The 19,659-nt window shown below is 62.5% G+C and carries 17 protein-coding genes; 7 read left to right on the forward strand and 10 right to left on the reverse strand.

Features of this window, described 5'->3' with window-relative positions; translation table 11 throughout:
• Positions 1-87: 87 nt before the first annotated feature.
• Positions 88-1,647, reverse strand: coding sequence for an AhpA/YtjB family protein (locus GYM54_RS16615; protein WP_181099743.1), 1,560 nt, complete (start codon positions 1,645-1,647; stop codon positions 88-90).
• 202 nt (positions 1,648-1,849) lie between these two features.
• On the opposite strand from GYM54_RS16615, the gene serB reads away from it, so the two are divergent.
• Complete coding sequence (serB, locus tag GYM54_RS16620) at positions 1,850-3,064, forward strand: phosphoserine phosphatase SerB (protein WP_181099744.1); 1,215 nt, start codon at positions 1,850-1,852, stop codon at positions 3,062-3,064.
• Positions 3,065-3,171: 107 nt separating this feature from the next.
• Here the strand turns inward: serB and GYM54_RS16625 are convergent, their stop codons facing one another.
• The 5 genes from GYM54_RS16625 to GYM54_RS16645 form a co-directional block, all read right to left on the reverse strand.
• Positions 3,172-5,238, reverse strand: coding sequence for an EAL domain-containing protein (locus GYM54_RS16625; protein ID WP_181099746.1), 2,067 nt, complete (start codon positions 5,236-5,238; stop codon positions 3,172-3,174).
• A gap of 63 nt (positions 5,239-5,301) precedes the next feature.
• On the reverse strand, positions 5,302-7,131 hold the full coding sequence (locus GYM54_RS16630; protein ID WP_181099748.1) for a molecular chaperone: 1,830 nt from the start codon (positions 7,129-7,131) through the stop codon (positions 5,302-5,304).
• A 149-nt stretch (positions 7,132-7,280) separates the two neighbouring features.
• Positions 7,281-8,183 (reverse strand): archaetidylserine decarboxylase, encoded by a 903-nt coding sequence (gene asd / locus GYM54_RS16635; RefSeq protein ID WP_181099750.1) that lies wholly within the window; start codon positions 8,181-8,183, stop codon positions 7,281-7,283.
• 11 nt (positions 8,184-8,194) lie between these two features.
• Entirely contained in the window at positions 8,195-9,010 is an 816-nt protein-coding gene (locus tag GYM54_RS16640; protein ID WP_181099752.1) for a rhodanese-like domain-containing protein, read from the reverse strand.
• A gap of 45 nt (positions 9,011-9,055) precedes the next feature.
• Entirely contained in the window at positions 9,056-10,570 is a 1,515-nt protein-coding gene (locus tag GYM54_RS16645) for an HDOD domain-containing protein (RefSeq protein WP_181099755.1), read from the reverse strand.
• A gap of 162 nt (positions 10,571-10,732) precedes the next feature.
• On the opposite strand from GYM54_RS16645, the gene motA reads away from it, so the two are divergent.
• Both motA and motB read left to right on the forward strand, forming a co-directional pair.
• Positions 10,733-11,584: a flagellar motor stator protein MotA gene (gene motA / locus GYM54_RS16650; RefSeq protein WP_131650034.1), complete on the forward strand. Its 852-nt coding sequence runs from the start codon at positions 10,733-10,735 to the stop codon at positions 11,582-11,584.
• A gap of 8 nt (positions 11,585-11,592) precedes the next feature.
• Positions 11,593-12,618 carry a flagellar motor protein MotB gene (gene motB / locus GYM54_RS16655; protein WP_181099757.1) on the forward strand — a complete coding sequence of 342 codons (1,026 nt, stop codon included), beginning with the start codon at positions 11,593-11,595 and terminating at the stop codon, positions 12,616-12,618.
• A 95-nt stretch (positions 12,619-12,713) separates the two neighbouring features.
• Here motB and rsgA read toward each other — a convergent pair whose 3' ends face one another.
• The gene (gene rsgA, locus GYM54_RS16660; RefSeq protein WP_181099759.1) at positions 12,714-13,745 is read right to left on the reverse strand and encodes a small ribosomal subunit biogenesis GTPase RsgA; all 1,032 of its coding nucleotides are present in this window, start codon (positions 13,743-13,745) and stop codon (positions 12,714-12,716) included.
• A gap of 125 nt (positions 13,746-13,870) precedes the next feature.
• Here rsgA and GYM54_RS16665 point away from each other — a divergent pair, with 125 nt between their 5' ends.
• Positions 13,871-14,680 carry a class I SAM-dependent methyltransferase gene (locus GYM54_RS16665; protein WP_181099762.1) on the forward strand — a complete coding sequence of 270 codons (810 nt, stop codon included), beginning with the start codon at positions 13,871-13,873 and terminating at the stop codon, positions 14,678-14,680.
• 28 nt (positions 14,681-14,708) lie between these two features.
• Positions 14,709-15,251 carry an oligoribonuclease gene (gene orn / locus GYM54_RS16670; RefSeq protein WP_131649678.1) on the forward strand — a complete coding sequence of 181 codons (543 nt, stop codon included), beginning with the start codon at positions 14,709-14,711 and terminating at the stop codon, positions 15,249-15,251.
• A gap of 114 nt (positions 15,252-15,365) precedes the next feature.
• Here the strand turns inward: orn and GYM54_RS16675 are convergent, their stop codons facing one another.
• The 3 genes from GYM54_RS16675 to GYM54_RS16685 all read right to left on the reverse strand — a co-directional run bounded on the left by GYM54_RS16675 (position 15,366) and on the right by GYM54_RS16685 (position 18,239).
• Complete coding sequence (locus GYM54_RS16675; protein ID WP_181099764.1) at positions 15,366-16,007, reverse strand: oxidoreductase; 642 nt, start codon at positions 16,005-16,007, stop codon at positions 15,366-15,368.
• Between the two features lie 20 nt (positions 16,008-16,027).
• The gene (locus GYM54_RS16680) at positions 16,028-17,707 is read right to left on the reverse strand and encodes a C13 family peptidase (protein WP_181099766.1); all 1,680 of its coding nucleotides are present in this window, start codon (positions 17,705-17,707) and stop codon (positions 16,028-16,030) included.
• A gap of 76 nt (positions 17,708-17,783) precedes the next feature.
• A complete protein-coding gene (locus GYM54_RS16685) occupies positions 17,784-18,239 on the reverse strand; it encodes a MaoC family dehydratase (RefSeq protein ID WP_181099768.1) in 456 nt (151 codons plus the stop codon).
• A gap of 164 nt (positions 18,240-18,403) precedes the next feature.
• Between GYM54_RS16685 and GYM54_RS16690 the strand changes: the two genes are divergently transcribed.
• Entirely contained in the window at positions 18,404-18,766 is a 363-nt protein-coding gene (locus GYM54_RS16690) for a CidA/LrgA family protein (RefSeq protein ID WP_131649682.1), read from the forward strand.
• A gap of 5 nt (positions 18,767-18,771) precedes the next feature.
• Positions 18,772-19,482, forward strand: coding sequence for an LrgB family protein (locus tag GYM54_RS16695; protein ID WP_165914229.1), 711 nt, complete (start codon positions 18,772-18,774; stop codon positions 19,480-19,482).
• Positions 19,483-19,659 lie beyond the last annotated feature (177 nt).

Here is a 19,659-nt window from a genome sequence, read left to right on the forward strand (position 1 = left end):
TTCGGCCCTGCGCGGTTCAGGTCGTTGAGTGGGTCCTGCCTGTAGGGCACGCTTGGCGGGTCACCCTACAAATCTCTTGATTTCGCGTCAGCTACCGCGATTGCGCAACTCGTGCATGCGCGCGAGCTGGCGCTCGAGCAGGGAGGGGTAGGGCTCGAGCAGACGCTCGACGCAGCAGGCGCCTTCCGGGCTGGCAATTGGGCGGATGCGTGCGCGTTGGCGGATCAAGCTATCTTCACCGATACCGCGCTCGACCAGCAGCAGGTTACGGCTGTGCTGCGACATGGCCAGCGCTGCTTGTGCCGGCTCGCTGAGCAGCAAGTCGCCCTGGCTGAGGTCGTAGAGTCCTTCGCCCTGGGTCAGGCCCAGCTGCAATTGCAGGGTGATGCCGCTATCGGCGACTTCGATCTGCAGCGCATGTCCGAGCGCACGCATCAGCTCACCGCAGCATAGCGCATGGGTCAGGTAATTCTGCTCATCGTCCTGGCTATGGAACAGCATCAGGCTGCTCCCATCGTTGAGCGTATGCAGCTCGGCCTGATAGAGGGTCGCGGCTTGCTGCAGGCAGTCCCGGTAGCGCTGCAGCAATTCGGTAAGCCGTGCGCGCGGCAGGCGGCGAAGCTGCTCCTGAGCGCCGAGCTGAATCGCCAGCACGCCGCTTTTGGTCGCCGCGACTGGCGCTGCGGGGGCTGTTGCAGGTGCGCGAGTCGGCGTAGATACCGGTTCTGGCTTGGTTTCTTCCAGTGGCGGGTCGTCATGGAAGGGATCGAAGTCATCGGCTTCGAGGGGCGCGTCTGCCGGATAGTCGTCAGCGCGCGGGTAGTCATCCTCATCTTCGAGACGATCGTCCTCGAGATGCTCGTGGTCTGCATCAGTGGTCAGCACCGGCAGGTCGATATGCGCCGAGTAGATATCCTGCATGCTGTCGTCCAGCTCGATCTCCGGCTCGGGCTCCTCCGGTACCAGGCGGGCCTGCAGTTGCCTCGCCAGGTCGCCGATCTCATCTTGCCGGCCCGCGCCGGGAGCCGGGTCGTCCGGGTCGCGCAACCATAGGCGCAATTGCATCAGAGGCAGCGAGAGTTGTCGGCCCAAGCGCATGCTGAGCATCAGGGTCAGCGCCAGCAGGATCAGGCTGAGCAGGCCCATGCTCTGCAGGCTGATGGTCATCGGCTGCTGAAGCTGGCGCATGTCGAGGCTGATGCGCAGATGTCCGGCAATCACTTCCTGGAAGCTGATGGGGGTGGAGTAGAGGCCTTCCTCATCGCCCAGCAGGTTTCGCGGCGGGCGCGTGCCCGATTCCGCCAATATGCGGTTGTCGACGCTGTAAACCGCCGCGTGTGCCACCAGCGGGTTCTTCACCAGGTTACTCAGCAGCACGTTGAGGCTGAGAATGTCATTGGCCACCAGCAGATCGGTCGCCGAGGCGGCTGTCTGGGTGATCAGGCTCTGACCCAGCGCATCGGTATGCTGCTCCATGGCGTGCTTGAACTGCATGCCCATGACCCAGGCATACATGATCAGCGCCAGGGCGACCAGCAGCAGCGTGTGACTGGCTACCCGCAGCACCAGCGGAACGCGCCGCTGGCGTAATGCACGATAGATCAGCAAAAAGAAATTGTCGGGTTTGACGGATGCGGGCCGGTTCACAGAGCGCGGCTCTACTCTTGAGGAAAGTGCCGCGCAGTATACGGAAAGCGCACTGGCGGCTGAAGGTCTCCCGGGCAAAGCAGACGAATTGCAGAATACCGTTGTCGACGCGTAGAGGCAGCAGTCCAGCGAGCGGTCGTGGCGCGCCGCGGTGGGCCGGCTGTTGTAGAATGCCCGCCTTCTTTGCCATAGGAGTTGCGCCTTGCGCGAAATCGTCCTGATCAACATCACCGGGGAAGATCGCCCCGGGCTGACCGCGGCCATTACCGGCGTGCTCGCCCAGGGGGGCGTGAATATCCTCGATATCGGTCAGGCCGTGATTCACGACACCTTGTCGTTCGGCATCCTGGTCGAGATTCCGGATACCGAAGGCGCTTCCTCGGTGCTCAAGGACGTGCTGTTCATGGGCTACAAGCATGATCAGCAGGTGCGTTTCACCCCGGTTGCCGAAGAGGACTACCAGCAGTGGGTCGCCGGCCAGGGCAAGCCGCGGCACATCGTCACGCTGCTGACCCGCAAGGTCACCGCTGAACAATTGCAGCGAGTCAGCTCTATCACCGCCAAGTATGGCCTCAACATCGATCACATCGACCGTCTCTCCGGACGCCAGCCTCTGGATATGCCAGAGGAGTTGGGCAAGGGCTGCATCGAGTTCTCGGTGCGCGGCGAGCCCGCCGATACGGCAGCGCTGCGTGCGGAGTTTCTTAGCGTGGCGCAGGAGCTGAACGTCGATATCGCCTTTCAGCGTGACTCGGTGTTCCGGCGCAATCGCCGGCTGGCGGTATTCGACATGGACTCGACGCTGATCGAGGCGGAAGTGATCGACGAGCTGGCCAAGGTGGCCGGCGTCGGCGATCAAGTGGCGGAAATCACCGAGCGTGCGATGCGTGGCGAACTGGACTTCCGCGCCAGTTTCAAGGAGCGCCTAGCGTTGCTCGAAGGCTTGGAGGAGCGCGCGCTGGCCGAAGTCGGTGCCAGTCTGCGGCTTACCGAGGGCGCCGAACTGCTGTTTGCCGAGCTGAAGCGGCTGGGCTACAAGACCGCGATCCTGTCCGGCGGCTTCACCTATTTCGCGCGCCAGCTGCAAACTAGGCTCGGCATCGATTACGTGTACGCCAACGAACTCGAGATCGTCGACGGCAAACTCACGGGCATCGCCCAGGAGCCCATCGTCGATGCTCAGCGCAAGGCCGATCTGCTTCGTGAACTGGCCAAGCGGGAAGGCTTGCGCCTGGAACAGACCATCGCCGTCGGCGACGGCGCCAACGATCTGCCCATGCTCGGGCTGGCCGGGCTGGGTGTGGCGTTCCGGGCAAAACCCTTGGTCAAGCAGTCGGCCAAACAGGCGATTTCTACCCTGGGGCTGGACGGGATACTTTACCTGCTGGGGTTCAGGGATCGGGAAGGGACGGAGTAAAGGCAGCTGGAAGCCAGGATAGGTAGTTGGGGCGTGCAGCGCTTTTTGCGACAGGATAAGGGCGGCTTGACTGACTACTGACAGGCCGCAAGCTGACCAGCTTTCAGCTATTCGTCGTCTGAAGAGAAATCGTAGTCCATCGACTGGCTCGGGCCTTGCAGATACTGCCCCTGAATGTAGCCGACACCGGCTTGCCACAGCGTAGCCAGCACGGTGGCGCTGTCGACGAAGGGGACGATGGTCTGTTTGTTCTGTTCGTGAAGGTCGGCCAGTAGCTGCTTGAGTGCTTCCTGGTTTTCCTGGCGGCTCAGGTCCTGGGTGTAGGAGCCGTCGATCTTCACGAACTCGGCATCGAGGTGCTTGAGCGTGTTGAACGGGTTCAGCACGCAGCCGAACTGATTCAGAGCGATGCGACAGCCCAGTCCGGTCAGTCCCTGGTTGAGCGCCTTTGCCTGCTTCAGATAGGCGACAGCGTCGTTTTCGTCGAGCTGGAACACCAGCGAGTCAGTTGGCAGGCGCGATGCCTTGAGCGCAACCCCTAGCCAGCTGAGCAATGACGGATCCTGCAAGCTGGCGCTCGATAGGTGGACGAACAGCCGTGTGCTGTGGCCTTTGCTGCGATGCTCGGCGAGCAGCTTGATCGAGTTGAGCAATACCCAGCGGTCGATCCGGGGAGCCAGGCCTGCTTCTTTCGCGGCGCCGAGGAATTCCGCCGGCGGCACTTCCACCCCTTGCGGGTCGAGCAGGCGCAGCAGGACTTCGTAATGCTCGTGACTATCGCCACGCAAGCTGATGATCGGCTGGAATAGCAGACGGAAGCTGTTCTTTTCCAGCGCCTGCTGCAGCATCGCCAGGACATTGCCGCGGCTGGCAGCGGCGGCCAGTTCGTCGGCCGGATTGTAGATGCTCAGCGCATTGCCATCGGTGAGTTCTTCGGCACAGCGGTGGGCACGGTCGATCACGTCGCGGGCCTTGGCTGTCTGTTCATCGAGCGCGGCGGCACCGATGCTGAGGCTGGTCTGCACGGTGCGACCGCCGATTTCGAAGAGATGGCCCTCGACCTTGCGCAGCAATTTGGTCAATGGTTGCTCGAGTTGCTGCGGCGTAGTCTCAGGTGCCAGCACCGCGAATGCGTCGTCACCGAAGCGAGCCAGCTCGGCCGTCTCTTTGAATTGCTCACGCAGCAGCTGGGCCAGCTCGGCCAGCAGACGGTCCGAGTCGCCCAAGCCGATTTCGGCTTGCAGACTGGCGAAGCGGTCGACGCGGATGTAGGCAAGGCTCGAACGCTGCCCGGCGTTTACCGCGCGTTCGATGGCGGCGTCCAGCGTTCCGAGGAAATGGTTGCGGTTGTATAGTCCCGTCACCAGATCCTGGCTGCTGATTTCGCGCAGTTTTTCCAGCTCGGCATTGTCGCTTTCCGCGCGGATGACCACCTGTATGCAGGGTTCGCCGTCATAGCTGGCCGGTGAAAAATGCATGCGCGCCTTGAAGTTGCCGCCATCGGCGCGAATGCCGCCACACACCAGTTCGGCGCTGCCTTGCAGGCTTTGGTAGTTCTTCAGGAAGCCTTTGAATTCTCCCTGATCACAGGAAGCGATCAGATCGATCATCGGCATGCCTTCGAGTTCGTCCACGTCCTCGTAGCCGAACAGGTCGAGGTAGGCCCGGTTGGCGTAAATGTGCATGCCGTCGTGGACGTAAGCGATGGCGTCCACCGAGCTGTCGAGCAACAGCTGGCAGCGCTTCTCGGCTTCACGCAGTGCCAGCTCCGCGGAGCGGCGTGCGCGGCGTTCTTCGAGGTTTGCCAGTTCACGTTTGGAGATCAGGATCAGCCACTCGTCTTCACCCTGAGGCAGCGCGCCTTGCGCACCCAGCGTGAGGGCTTCGGTGATCGCGTCGGCATCGTTACCGTCGATCAGCTGGATGATCGGGATGTCCTTGGCTTGCTTGCGGATGGCGCCTATGGCTTCAGCGGGGTCGAGATTAGCGCTGGTGGGCGCGTTGATCAGTAGATCCCAGGTCTGCTGCAGCGCATCGGCAAGGTCCTCACTCGATGTGAGACGGTGCACGCGTGTCGCCTGGCCCGCGTTACGAAACAGGCTGACTAGTCGCTCGGCTTCATTCTGCGAGTCCTCGAGGATCAGCAGGCGGATGGTTTTCTTTTGCGGGGCCATGGCAGCAGCTTTGGAACGCGCCGTAGACGGGGCGTGGGGGGCTAAATAACGATGAGCCGCAATCTACAGCGTGTTCCAGAGTGAGTCAAAATCTTCACCCCGTGGCGCTGCCTGGGTTGTCTTGGCTGTGATCGGCTTCTCCTGGGGAGTGCTCCCCAGGCCTACTCGCTGGAATTCGAACTGGTTGTAACTGCTGGTGCCCGTTTGGCGGCGGCAGAGCAGCGCGCGCTCCTCGTCGCCATTTTGGTTGATCTGTACCTTCTGCCCTTCCTGAAATGGCAGGCGCGGCACGATCAGAGCTGCCGGGCGGGAGATCACGCTGATTTCCGGTAGCAGCAAGGTGCGCAGATACTCGCTGCCCTGCTCGGTCTTGCGCAGCAGACGCAGGCCGCAAGGCTGGGCATGCGGCGCGATGAGCTCAACGCCCATCTGTGGTCCGTGCCCGCGGACTTGGCGGATCCAGCGCACTACTGCGACGCTCCAGGCCGGGCTGGTCGAATCCTGCAGGCCGAGCAGTTCGCCTGCCTGGAGTTGCGCCGGCACCTCGCCCGGCCAGGATAGGCAGTAGCCCCCGGGGCTGTGGTCGACCAGCTGCACCTCGAAAGTCGGGTACGACGCATCTGCCGGCGGCTTTTCAGGTTTGTCCTCGGCGGTCGTAGGCGCAGCGGTGTTTGCCAGGACGGGGCGGACGAACTCGATGTGGTCGCTCGGCAGAATGCCGTCCTCGTTGATCGCCTGCGCGTCGAAAGCGACGGCCCAGACATCAGGCGCCGCATTGTTCAGTTTGTACTTGGCGGATTGAGCAGCTTCCGGCCGTTTCAACAGATCGGCGAACGACCGTTGCCCCGCCAGGTGGTAATGCAATGCACTCATACCGATGCACAGTTTCATCTGGCCCTGCGCTGGGGTACGTTGGAAGCTGCGCTCGGAAATATCCCCCCAGGCGGCGCATAGATGTTGCAGGAAATCGGGGCTCAAACCCTCAGGCATTGCAAGCGCGCTGTTTTCGTGGGGCTGTGATGGTGATTGCAGGTGTAGCTGGATGGCATTGACCAGGCCATGCGGGTCGATGCCGAGCAGGTGGAGCCGCTCCTCGGCTGCAAACAGCGATCGATAGCGCGGCGGGTGATCGACGCGTGACGACAGGCAGAACAGGCTGGACGGACTTTGCCCGGACTGCAGACGAATCAGTGCGCTCCAGGGCTCTAGCACCTCAGCCAATTGCGCGATGTTCTGCTGGCGCATCTGGTTGCAGCGGGCGCTGCCGACCATGAGGGCGACGATGTAGCTCTGTTCGATGCTCAGGCCTTTGACGCGATAGCCGAGGTCGTCGCGCACGAGGGTGCGGTGCACGCCACGCTCGCCAGCGATGGCGTACAGCTGGTGAAGTTCGAGCCATAGCCCATCGGGTGTCGGGCTGTACAGCTGCGTCGAGCGAACCAGCATCGCGCAGAGGCTGCGGACCGCGCGCTGCAGGGCAATAGTGAGCAGTTGCTGGGATTCGCGTCCTGGCTGGGACGACAGCTCGACGGAGATCAGCTTGTAACCGGTGGCAAGGTGGTTCTGCAGCGCCTGGCACAGGCTGGCGACCTTACGCGGCTGTTCGCTGAGGACGATCGGCTGATTGACGAAGTAGCGCTCCAGGGCCTTGCAGACCATATGGATTTCCGGTCGCAACAGTTCGAGCAGTTGCAGCCGGCCCTGGGCGGTGGTGCGGAGTCGGTTGAGTTCCTGGATGGCCTGGTACAGCTGTCGCGCGGTTTCGCCCAGGTTTGCCTTGGGCAGGCCGGAAAGCCAGCGCCGGACGCCGCGTATGCTGGGTTCGCAGAAAGACAGCCCCTGGCAATCCGGCGTCGGGACGCGCAATAGCGATGGCTGACTCTGGTTATCCAAACGGTGAACTCCGTGGCAAATCCGACGTACTGCCTAGGTTCGGCAATGACGGCAGGATTTGCTACCTGTGATGTCAAAACGCAATCTTCGGCTGACATCATAACGAACACAGAGACGTTGGCTAGCCGCAACCGACCATTGGTTTGGCTTTAAGGCTGTGTGAAATCGTCCACTGGAGTAACGGCCGGGGGTATCGGCTTGGCCTGTCCCAGGCCTTCGCCCATACATACCGGCGTCAGTGCCGTAAGCTGCTCGGCCCAGCTGACCTGATCCGGACCGAACAGCAGAATCACCGTGGAGCCCAGTTTGAAGCGGCCCATCTCCGCGCCTTTTTCCAGATGAATCGGCGCGCGTGCCGTTTCGTCGTAACGGGTGGTCTTGAGGGTGCGTTTGGGCGGCGTTACCAGCCCGGCCCATACGGTCTCGATACTGGCGACGATCATCGCGCCGACCAGCACCATGGCCATCGGCCCGCGGTCGGTATCGAACAGGCAAACCACGCGCTCGTTGCGCGCGAACAGCTCCGGTACGCCTTCGGCGGTCACGGTGTTCACCGAGAAGATGCGGCCCGGTACGTAGACCATTTCGCGCAGGGTGCCGGACAGCGGCATGTGTACACGATGGTAATCCTTGGGCGACAGGTACACGGTGGCGAAGTCACCGCCCATGAAGGGCGCCGCGCGCTCATGGTCGCCACCGAGCAGCTCCATCACGCTGTAGCTGTGGCCCTTGGCCTGGAAGATCCGGCCCTGCTCGATCCGGCCCAACTGGCTGATGGCACCATCGCAGGGGTTGAGGATCGCACCTGGCGTCAGATCCAGCGGGCGGGCGCCGTCTTTCAAGGCGCGGGTGAAAAACGCGTTGAAATGCTCGTAGGCCATCGGGTCTTCGATCTGCGCCTCGCGCATGTCCACCTGAAAATGCCGCACGAACCATTTGATGAAGGTGTTCTTCACCCATGGCAGGCGGCATTCGGCGAGGCAGCCGGCGAGGCGCGAGATCAGGTGGTGCGGGAGCAGGTACTGACTGAATACGAACAAGCGATCTTTCATGGATGACCTTTTCATTGCTGAATCGGGGTGTCGGGCAGGTTGCCCCATTCGCCCCAGGAACCGGGGTATCCCTTCACCTTTGGATAGCCCAGGGCCTTGGCCAGAAGGTAAGTGAAACCGGAGCGGTGATGCGTCTGGCAGTGGGTGACGATTTCCTTGTCCGCGGTGATGCCGAGCGCGACCAGCCGCTCGGCGATGTCTTCGCGAATGCGCATGGCGCGGGACGGGTCCATCGCCGCGGTCCATTCGAAGTTGATCGCACCGGGAATATGACCGCCGCGTGCCGCCAGCACCTTTTCGCCGCGGTACTCTTCGGGCGAACGCGCGTCCCAGACGACCAGGTCCGCAGCGCCGAGCCGGCTTTCGATGTATTCGCGGGTCGCGCTCGGGCTTTCATCGAGCTGGAGTGCGACTGAGTCGCCCACGGCGTCAGGAACCTCTTGCGACAGCGGACGTTGTTCGGCCAGCCAGGCGTGCAGGCCGCCGTTCAGGTAGTGGTAGTGGCGATGGCCGATGACGTCCAGCAGCCAGATGAAACGCCCGGCCCAACCGCCGCCTTCATCGTCATAGATGACATAAACCGCATCGGCGCGATGCCCCAGCGCGCCGAACAGCGATTCCAGCTGGTCCTTGCCGGGCAACTTTCCCGGTGCTGGCGGCAGGCCGAGCTGGGTCCGCTTGGGATCGACGAATCGCGCGCCAGGTATATGGCCGTCGGCGTAGCGGCTCGCACTGGTCAGGTCGACCAGGATCAGCTCGGGGGCATTCAAACGTTCGGCCAGATCGACCGGTTCGATTACCAGAGGCAGGTTTGAAAAGGCAGACACGGTAAGTCTCGGGCTGTCAGAAAGGAGCCAGTCTAGCGAAAAATGTCAGCGGCCGCGTTTGCTGAACGTTGCCAGGGCGCGCTCGATGCACTGGACGGTCTTAGTGAACGCCTGCACACCCGTTTCGCTGAACGCAGTGTTGCCCTGATCAGCCACCACCAGCATGACCACCCGACCCTCCTGACCCACGGAGCGCAACAGGACATGCTCGCTGGGAAACAGCGCCTTCAGCGCGCCCGGTAGCAAGGCGGAGAATTGCGCCACGTTGTCGGGCGTGAGTCGCAGCAGGGCGGGCTTTTCCAGCAGCCTGCGCAACACCTGGCTCTGATCCGGCTCGAGAGTAAGTCGGGAGGCCTCGCGCGGCAGGCCGCTGGCTTGCTGGCTGACCAGGCGCTGCTGCCTGCGGTCGACGATCATCAGCAGCACCCGCTGCATGCCGGCACAGGTCAGCGCTTTGCACGCAGTGGCGGTGAGCTGGATGACATTGTCGTATGGACAGGGCTCGCTGAGCAGTTCACGGCAATGCGTGCGCCATTGCGTCAGCGCTTCGGTATTGGGCAGCCTGGCGACCTTTTCGACCTGAAACACCGTTTCCCATGGCCACAGCAGGGCCTGAGCCGGATGCCAAAGGTCGGTCTTCCCGATCGTCTGCGCACTGGCTGCGGCCTGCTGGTGCACCATTTGCTGCAGTTCGGTCAGCGGGACCTGCAGATACAGCCCGGCGAGCCGCTGCCAGCGCAGGCTGTGAATGCCGCTCCAACTATGGTGCGCAGAAAGCGCCAGGCCGTTGGCCAGCACGATGGTATTGCTCGGCAGGGTAAGCCAGCGACGCAGCTCCGGATCGGCATCGAGCATCTGTTGCTGATGCAACGGATGTTCGTTATCGCGGGCGACGTGCAGCGCCTTGATCAGCATTCGTCGATTTTGGCTGAGCAGCCGATAACCTTGGGCGATCCATCCGGGCAGCCCCCAATGCTCGGAGACCGCCACGCAAAGATCCAATAACGGGATGCCCAGCAAGGCCTGTTCGACCTGGGGCGCCGGCTCGCGTCTGACCAGCACGCGTTGTTCCCAGGCCTCGAGCAGTTCCGGATGCGCCGCGACCAGAGTCCACACGGGGGCGAGGAACAGCAGGCTGCTCCAGTGAATTTCCTGCCAGAGCCGCGCGAGGCGGGCTGCGAACAGTCCATTGGCCTGTTGGCTGGCGTGTCGACTGATCAGCACCATCTGCCGCAACGGCGCAGGGATTTCGCTGGGTCGGGCTGCCGGAATCCCTGCGATCAATGCTTCGGCTCGTTTCAAGCCGATGCGGCTGAGCGCGACTTCGAGACTCTCTGCCGGCTTGCCGGCCGATGCCGCGCTGCGGTTGGCTTCGCGAATCACGTTGAGCGCCAGGATCGGACTTTCCTGAATCAGCTCGGCGATCTGGCGCATGGACTTGCTGCTGTCGCGCATTGCCCGCTGAACTCGTGCATGCGGGTCGGCGAACGCAGGCAGCACAACGGCGTCCAGCGCCTTGATCCAGGCGGGGAGCGTGCGTGGGAGAGGGGGTGTGGTCATGGCGCTACCGAACTGGCATTTCATCGGGTTGGCCTTTAGTCTGGCGCAAAAGCTCCGATAACCAGAACAATTCTTTCATACGCCCCGCCTGTGACCCCGGAGCGCGCGATGTCGCGTGGCTTGTTTCAGGTGCCTTGTGATCAGGTTTTAGACGTACCTCCTATGGCAAAGATTATTGGCATCCTCGTAGTAATCGGCAGCGTGCTCGGCGGTTTCATGCTGTCCGGCGGCAAGCTCGGCGCGCTTATCCACCCATTCGAGGTCATGATCATCGGGGGAGCGGCGCTCGGTGGCTTCTTGCAGGCCAACCCCGGCAGCACCACCAAAGTGGTGTTCAAGAAATCACTGCAGATGTTCAGCACCCGGTTTACTCACAAGTACTATCTGGAAGTGCTGGGGATGCTCTATGAAATCCTCAACAAGAGCCGCCGCGAGGGGATGATGGCGATCGAGGCGGACCTCGAAGACCCCAAGGCCAGCCCGATCTTCAGTAAATATCCTGCGATCCTCAAGGATGAACGCATGACGGCGTTCGTCTGCGATTACTTGCGCATCATGTCGTCCGGCAATATGGCTCCGCACGAGCTGGAAGGGCTGTTCGACATGGAATTGAATAGCCTCAAGGAAGAACTCGAACATCCCTCGCACGCCGTGGCCAAGGTCGCCGACGGCTTGCCCGCGATGGGGATCGTGGCCGCCGTTCTGGGGATCGTGATCACCATGTCGATTCTGGCGTCCGCCTCGAACGCCGAGATCGGAGAAAAGGTCGCCACGGCGCTGGTGGGTACATTCCTCGGTATTCTCGCCTCCTACGGCTTCTTCGGTCCGCTGGCCGGTGCGCTCGAGCACGACGCCAAAGAAGAGCTCAATCTCTACGAAAGCATCAAAGCCACGCTGGTGGCGTCGGCGTCGGGCATGCCGCCAACGCTCGCCGTGGAGTTTGGCCGCAAGGTACTGCTACCGGCGCATCGCCCGAGCTTCTCCGAGCTCGAACAAGCCATGCGTGGTAGCTAAGCGCGATCATGGACAATACCCAACCGATTATCGTCAAACGGGTCAAGAAATCCGCGGCCGGGCACCATGGCGGTGCCTGGAAGATCGCCTTCGCCGACTTTGCCACGGCCATGATGGCGTTCTTTCTGGTGATGTGGCTGATGTCCTCGGCAACGCCGGAACAGAAACGCGCCATTTCGGGCTACTTCCAGGACCCGATCGGCTTCACGGAAAGTGCCAGCCCGCACGTGATAGATCTGGGCGGTACGCCGACGCCAGCGCCGGACCGTACGCTCAACGATGTGGTCGACCCGGCCGTGCAACAGACCGAAGCAGCGCTCGACGCCGATCAGGCGCAAACCTTTGCCGAGCAGCTGGAGCGCGAGCGGCTGGAACTACTGTTGCAGGAGTTGCAGAACAAGATCGACGAAAATCCCGACCTGACCCGCTTCAAGGATCAGATCTTGTTCGAGATCACTCAGGACGGGCTGCGCATTCAGATCATGGATGCCGAGAACCGCCCGATGTTCGCCTTGGGTAGCGCGCAGCTGCAGCCCTACTTCGAGGACATTCTGCTGGCGATGGCCGACACCATTCGCGCCGTGCCGAACAAGATCAGCATCAGCGGGCACACCGATGCCAAGCCATACTCGGGACGAGGTGATTTCGGTAACTGGGAGCTATCGGCAGGGCGCGCCAACGCGGCTCGGCGCACGCTGGTCGCCGGAGGCTATCCGGAGGATCAGATTGCCCGCGTTGTGGGTTATGCCTCATCGGCCCTGTTCGATCGGGATGATCCGCTGAATCCGGTCAATCGTCGCATCGACATTCTGGTGCTGACCAAGAAGGCCCAGCGCAACATTGAAGGGGAACAGTCGGACGCGGATGCGGTTGACGCTTCTGTTGAATCGCAATTGTCGGGGGCCGCGACGGCCAATCCCGACGGAGCTTCAATCATCGAAGTACCCGATCCGTTGCCACCGACGCAATTGCGCGAGCGGTTGAATATCTTCGAGGAAGGGGTGCTGCAGTTCGACGAGCCTCGAAGCCAATAAGCCGATACAAGCGCTTGAGGCTGGAAGGCTGGAAGGGAAAGCTGGAAAGAAACAGCTTAAATACAGCAGCGAACCGAATGCTATCCAGCCCCAGGCTAATAATCCGCTTCCGACAGGGTGCTGATGATGTAGCGATAACTGGCCATGCGTTGTGGCTGGACCTGTCCTTGCTCCAGCGCCTTCAGCAGAGCGCAGCCGGGCTCGCGGTCGTGCTTGCAGTCGCGGAACCGGCAGTGCCCCAACAGATCCTGGAACTCGACGAATCCGGCTTCCACATCGGCTCGGCTGACGTGTCCCAGACCGAATTCACGGATGCCGGGCGAGTCGATCAATTCGCCGCCGCCGGGAAAATGGAATAGCCGCGCGGTGGTCGTAGTGTGGGTGCCCTTGCCGGTCATTTCCGACAATGCGCCGACGCGCGTGTCGACGCCCGGTAGCAGGCTGTTCACCAACGATGATTTACCCACGCCTGACTGGCCGACGAATACGCTGACATGGCCGTCGAGCCGCGCTTTCAGTGCATCCATGCCTGCGCCGTCGTGGGCGGAGACTTCCATCAGCGGGTAGCCGAGTTCGCGGTAGACCGAGAGCAGCGCGTTGAGTGCACCTTCGTTTTGCGCATTGATCAGGTCCGCCTTGTTCAACAGCAGCAGTGGGGTGATACCCGCATGCTCGGCGGCGATCAGATAGCGGTCGATGAGGTTGGCGTGCGGCTCCGGCAAGGGGGCGAAGACGATGACGATCAGATCGACATTGGCCGCGACCGGCTTGAGTTGGCCGCGCGTGTCGGGCCGGCAGAGTTCGGATTGGCGGGGCAACTGCGCGACGATTACGCCGATGCCCTGATTGCCCGGCCTCCAGACCACCCTGTCGCCCGTGACCAGGGCAGGCAGATTGGCGCGCAAGTGGCAGCGGAAAACCTGGCCGCGGTGCTCGCCTTCCTGCGCCTCGACTTCGACCTGCACGCCGAAGTGCGCGATGACCAGGCCCGTCTGCTCCGGCCCCAGATCACCGCCTTCCAGTTCTTCCACTGCGCGTGATTCCCGTCGCGCCGCACGCGAGGCGCGCTCTTCCTGGATCTTCTCGATGCGCCAGCTTTGCCGGCGGTTGAGTTGGCGTTTGGCCATTTGCGTAGGGTGCCCAGGCTTGGAAAGTAGGCGAGTCTAGCATGCCGACGATGGCGCGCTGGGGCCTGTATGGCGTGGTTCTGGCCAGTTAGACTCGACGTCACATCTCGCTAAGACATGACCTCATGCCTGCCTTTTCAATTGCGCGATTTCCCGCCTTGTTGGCGTTGTTCAGCCAGCTGTCATCGCTGCTCATCAGCTGGCTGCTGTTGCTGGCACTGGCTCGATTGGCGGGTTGGCATGTGAGCCTGCTGACGGCCGCCTGGCTGCAGGGCTCGCTTGCCGCGCTGCTCGGGCATCTGCTCGGGCTGTCGCGCTGGTGGCTGCCGATCAACCTCGCCTTCGTGCCGGGGCTGGTGCTGTTGCAGGGCCATTCTCTGCCGCCCTGGTCGTTGCTGGTCGGCTTCCTGGTGTTGCTCTTGCTCAATGGCAATGCACTGATCGAGCGAGTGCCGCTGTACCTGACCGGCACGGCGGCCGAGCGCCGCCTGGTCGAGCGACTGGCGCGGTTGCCGGACGGCTTTCGCTTCATCGATCTGGGCAGCGGGCTTGGCGGTACGCTAGTGCGGCTGGCGCGGGCTTATCCGTCGGCGCACTTCGTCGGCGTCGAAACCGCGCCGCTGACGTTCGCGCTGTGCTGGCTGCGCTGCCTGTTCCAGCGCAACTGCCGGGTGCGGTTTCGCAGTTTCTGGCGCGAGCCCCTGGGCCGTTACGATGTGGTCTATTGCTTCCTGTCACCGGCGCCCATGCCGGCGCTGTGGCGTAAGGCGTGTGCCGAGATGCGGTCGGACGCGCTGCTGATCAGCAACAGCTTCGAGGTGCCGGGGGTCGAGGCGCAGGAGAGTCTGCCGGTCGATGATTGGCGCCACTCGCGCCTGCTGATCTGGCGACCCGGCGCCGATTCACAGCCTGACGGGCGTCCCGCCAGCGGCTAAACTGCGCGCCACAGCCAAGGAGCTCATCATGCAGAACCCGCAGAATCTCATCTGGATCGACCTGGAAATGACCGGTCTGGATCCGGATAACGACGTCATCATCGAGATGGCTACTATCGTCACCGATAGCCAGCTAAACGTACTGGCCGAAGGGCCGGTCATCGCCGTTCACCAGAGCGACGAGATTCTTGCCGGTATGGATGAATGGAATACGCGCCAGCACGGCGGTTCCGGGCTGACGCAGCGGGTGCGTGAGAGCAGGATCTCCACCGAGGAGGCCGAGGCGCAGACGCTGGCGTTTTTGGAACAGTGGGTGCCGAAGGGCAAGTCGCCGATCTGCGGCAACAGCATCTGCCAGGACCGACGCTTCCTATACCGCCGTATGCCTCGCCTGGAAGCTTATTTCCATTACCGCAACCTGGACGTCTCCACTCTCAAGGAACTGGCCGCACGCTGGGCGCCGGATGTGCTGGCCAGTTTCAAGAAGGGCAACACGCATCTGGCGCTGGACGACATTCGCGAATCGATCGCAGAGCTGCGTCACTATCGAGCGCATTTCATTAAGGGCTGAAGAAACAGCGGCAAGCTCCAAGCTCTAAGTGAAAGCAGGCAGAGTTTGGCAGCAAGTACCTGCCCGCACACTGATTCGCTTGCAGCTTGCAGCTTGCAGCTTGCAGCTTCTTCGTTACCGCCCCAATCGCCTCAATTCGTCCGACTCGACCACCCGAGTCCCTTCTCCGTCTTCCAATGCCAGGCGCCAGAGTGCGCGGGCGAGGATGCAGGCCGAGATGCCGCGATACTTGCCGGGCAACAGATAGGAAAGTGGGGCGGTCAACCGCTCCATGGGGCGCACTTCCATGCGTGGGCCCAGAAGTTGGGCCGGGCGGACGATAGTCAGTTGCGGCCAGTCCTGAGCGCGCAGCGCTTCTTCCATCTCACCTTTGACTCGGCAATAGAAGATCGAGCTGTCCGGGTTGGCGCCTAGTGCGCTAATCACTAGCAGGTGCCTCGCGCCCAGTTCGCGGGCGCGTTTAGCGAATTCCACGACCAAGTCGTGATCGATGGCGCGGAAGGCGTCCTGACTTCCCGCTTCCTTGATGGTACTGCCCAGGCAGCAGAACGCGGTATCGAGCTCGCCCGACAGGTGCGGCAAGAGTGTTTGCAGGGGGCCGACCGGGTTTTCCAACCGCGGGTGCTCGGCCAGCGATTTGCGGCTGGGAGCCAGAACGCACTCCACGGTGGGTTCGTTGAGCAGGCGGTCGAGCAGATGCTCGCCGGTCAGCCCGGTGGCGCCGGCAAGCAAAATACGCTGTGGCGTCAAATACATGGTTTGGCTTCCTGTAACGATCAGTCGGTCGACGTGGACGGTTGTTCGGTCAGTGCACGCCAGTGTTCGACAACCTGCTCCGGCGCCCAGATTTGTGGTTCCGAAGCCTGATAGTGGTCGGCTTGCTCCCGTTCGGCAACCTTCGCCTGCGCCAGTGTGAACGCTTGCAGAATATCGCTGGTTTCATGCAGGGCTTCGGCGAACAAGGCACGGCCGAAATAGGTGAAGTCGCTTTCCTCGGAGCAGCCGAAGGACACCCGGTCGGCGCGCGCGGCGGTAATCACCAAGGTGTTCTGGCTTTTCAATGGCTCGATGAAACCGCCGGAATAGCAGGCGGAGATCACCACCAACTTGTTGCGATCGGCGAGCGGGGCCAGCAATCGTGCCAGCTCGGCGGCAGGCAAATCTTCCAGCGCCAGCCGCGGCTGCGCTACCGCAAGCTCGTGATCAGCCGAGCCGTGGCTGGTGAGGTAAATGAAGATCAGGTCCTCGGGGCCGCTGCGCTCGGCGAGCGTCTGGATGGCCCGTGAAAGATTCTCGCGCGTGGCCAGCGGGCGGTCGGCGATATGGTCGCGGTGGTTGGCCAGGCTGATCTGGCCTCGCGCGGCGAAACGCTCGGTCAGCAGCCGGTCGACGTAATCCACTTCGCGAAGAAACACGCTTTGCTGGCCATCGCCGGCGAAGGTCAGGCTGTAGAGCTCGGCGGCCGGCGTCGAGGGCGGAACCGCGTCGAGCGCCTCGGAGAGTAGACGCCCTTGATTCAACAGACCCAGCTCCAGCGGGTCGCTCAGGTGCTTGCCGCTGCTGTCCTCGATGAGGCGACCGGCGCGCCATGTGCCGGATTGTTTGGTGCCGTCGGCACGGGTAAGGGTGCCGGTGCCTTCGAAACGTCCCGCACGGAAATCGCCCTGGTAGAGGCTGCCGTCCGGCTGCTCCAGACGGCCCTTGCCGTGATACTGCCACTGTCTGAACTCACCGCTGTAGCGCGTACCGTCGATGCTGGCGTACTCACCTTTGCCGCTCAGTTCGCCCTGCTTGAAGGTGCCTTTCCAAACGTCGCCGTTGGCGTCCTCATAGCGGCCTTGCCCGTGAAACAGATCGTTCTCGAAACCGCCCAGGTAGTGCTCGCCGCTGCTGCCGCGATAGACGCCTTCACCGTTCAGGCTGCCATTGACGAAGGTGCCGATGAACACCCCGCTCGCGTCGCTGCGGGTGCCTTCGCCATGGAGCTGGCCGGCGGCGAATTCGCCTTCGTACGTGACGCCGTCGGCGCTCGCCAGTTTGCCGGTGCCCTCGTAGAGGTCGTTTTTGAATTCTCCCTCGTAGCTCAGGCCCGGCTCGCTATAGCGCCCCGCGCCGTTGAGGCTGCCGCGCTCGAAACGGCCTTCATACACGCCGCCTGTTGCATAGCTGAAGCGCCCTTGGCCATCGAACAGCCCCTGTTTGAATTCACCGTCGTAGCGGTCACCGTTGGCGCCTTGCCAGCGGCCGTGGCCGTGCCATTGGCCGTCCTTGAATGTCCCTGTGTAGTAGCTGCCGTTGGGGTAGTCGATGCGTCCTTGGCCCTGCAAAAGACCATCGACGATCTCGCCCCGATAGCGTCCTCCATCTGGCAGTACGGCATCGGCGGGCAGCAGCGGCTCGCCGTCGCCACACGCGGCAAGGAGGCTGACAAACAGGAGCGGGGCGAGGTGGCGCATGCGGTCATCCGGAAGGCGGGATACCCGCAGTATGCCGTAAACGGGACGGGGTGCGGGACCGGCGCACCCGGCCTGATCAGAGGATGCAGAGCGCCAGGGTTTCGGCGATGTAGGCGGGTTTTTCCACACCTTCGATTTCCATCACGGCGCGGCATTTGAGCAGCCATTGCCCCGGATTCTTCTCGTGTGCGTCCAGCAGCGTCGCCGCCACGCGAACCCGCGACCCGACCCTGACCGGCTGGATGAAGCGCAGGCTGTCGAGGCCATAATTCACGCCCATCTTGATGCCTTCGGGGCGGACCATCAGGTCCTCCATCAGCATTGGCAGTAACGACAGAGACAGGAAGCCATGCGCGATGGTCCCACCGAACGGCGTCTGTGCGGCCTTTTCGGGATCGATATGGATGAATTGGTGATCGCCAGTGCAATCGGCGAACTGGTCGACTCGCTGCTGGTCGACAGTGAACCATTCGGAGCGGCCAAGCTCCTTGCCAATGTAGTCCTTGAGTTCTGCTACGGGTACCTGCGGCATATGTCCTCCGGGTTTTTTGTTTTAGTTAGATCAGCACGCGCCTGGTGATGAATCAACCAAGCATGGTTGCCGCGAATGGTGGGTCATAGGTCGAGCCGGCCTGTGACAGGGCTCGTTGTGGAAGCGGGACGTATAATCGCGCGTCTTTTGCTTCGGAGGCTTTCATGCTGCTACGCGGGCTAACCTGGCTGGTGCTGTTCCAATTGCTCGGCACTGCACTCAACGTGCTGATGCTGCCGATATTGCCGGGGCCGATCATTGGTCTTCTGCTGCTGTTCGTGGCGCTGCTGATGCGCGGCCAGGCCAGCGAGTCGCTGCAATTGGCGGCCAGGAGTCTATTGCGTTATCTGCCGCTGCTGCTGGTCCCGCCAGCTGTGGGCGTGATGGCCTATACCGAGGCGATTCTCGAGGATTTCTGGGCCATCGTCGGGGTGCTGGTGGTTTCTCTGGTGGTGTCGCTGGTATTCACCGGCTGGTTGATGCAGGCACTGATTCGCCGCCAGCAGCGCAAGGCGGAGCGAGCATGATCGCGGTGCAATGGCAGGCGGCCTGGGAGGCGGTGATTCACCATCCGCTATTTGGCGTGGCGATTACCCTGGCGGCATTCCAGTTGGCGTTCGCCGCCTACGAAAAGACCCGTTGGGTGTTTCTGCAGCCGGTGCTGGTTTCGATGCTGGTGGTCGTCGGCATTCTGCTGGCCTGTGGTCTCAGCTATTACGAATACCGTGACAGTGCGCAGATGCTCACCGTGCTGCTCGGCCCGGCCACGGTGGCGCTGGCCGTGCCGCTGTATCTCAATCTGCGGCGGATTCGCGAGTTGTTCGGGCCGATCATGCTCACCCTGCTGTTGGCCGGTACCGGCGCTACGGCGCTGGGCATGGCGCTGGCCTGGGCATTCGGTGCCGATCAGATGATCCTGATGACGCTGGCGCCCAAGTCCGTGACCTCGCCCATTGCCATGCTGGTGGCCGAGCAGATCGGCGGCGTGGTGGCGCTGGCGGCGGTGTTCGTGATGATCACCGGTATCATCGGCGCGATCATCGGTCCGGAACTGTTGCGCCGATTCGGCGTTCAGCATCCAGCGGCCCGGGGCATGGCGCTGGGCCTGACCGCTCACGCGGTGGGCACCGCGCAAGCGCTGCAGGAAGGCGACGAGTGCGGTGCTTTCGCGGCGCTGGCCATGAGTTTGATGGGTGTCATGACGGCGGTGCTGCTGCCGCTGGCCGTGTTGCTGTTGTCATAGGGTCTGTTGACGTTTCGTCGCGAGCCGCGTTGCTGTGACAAATGTCGCCAGGCCGGGCGGCGTTCCGCAAGGCGCGGGACGCAGGTAATGGTCGCTCCCTTGCCAAGTCCCGCAACGCCGCATGGCGTCATTTGCCGCGCAACCTAGGCGGCCCCACCCGAAGGGGCGGGCCGGTTT

The sequence above is a fragment of the Pseudomonas sp. MTM4 genome (assembly GCF_019355055.1).
In the GTDB taxonomy this organism is placed as follows: domain Bacteria; phylum Pseudomonadota; class Gammaproteobacteria; order Pseudomonadales; family Pseudomonadaceae; genus Stutzerimonas.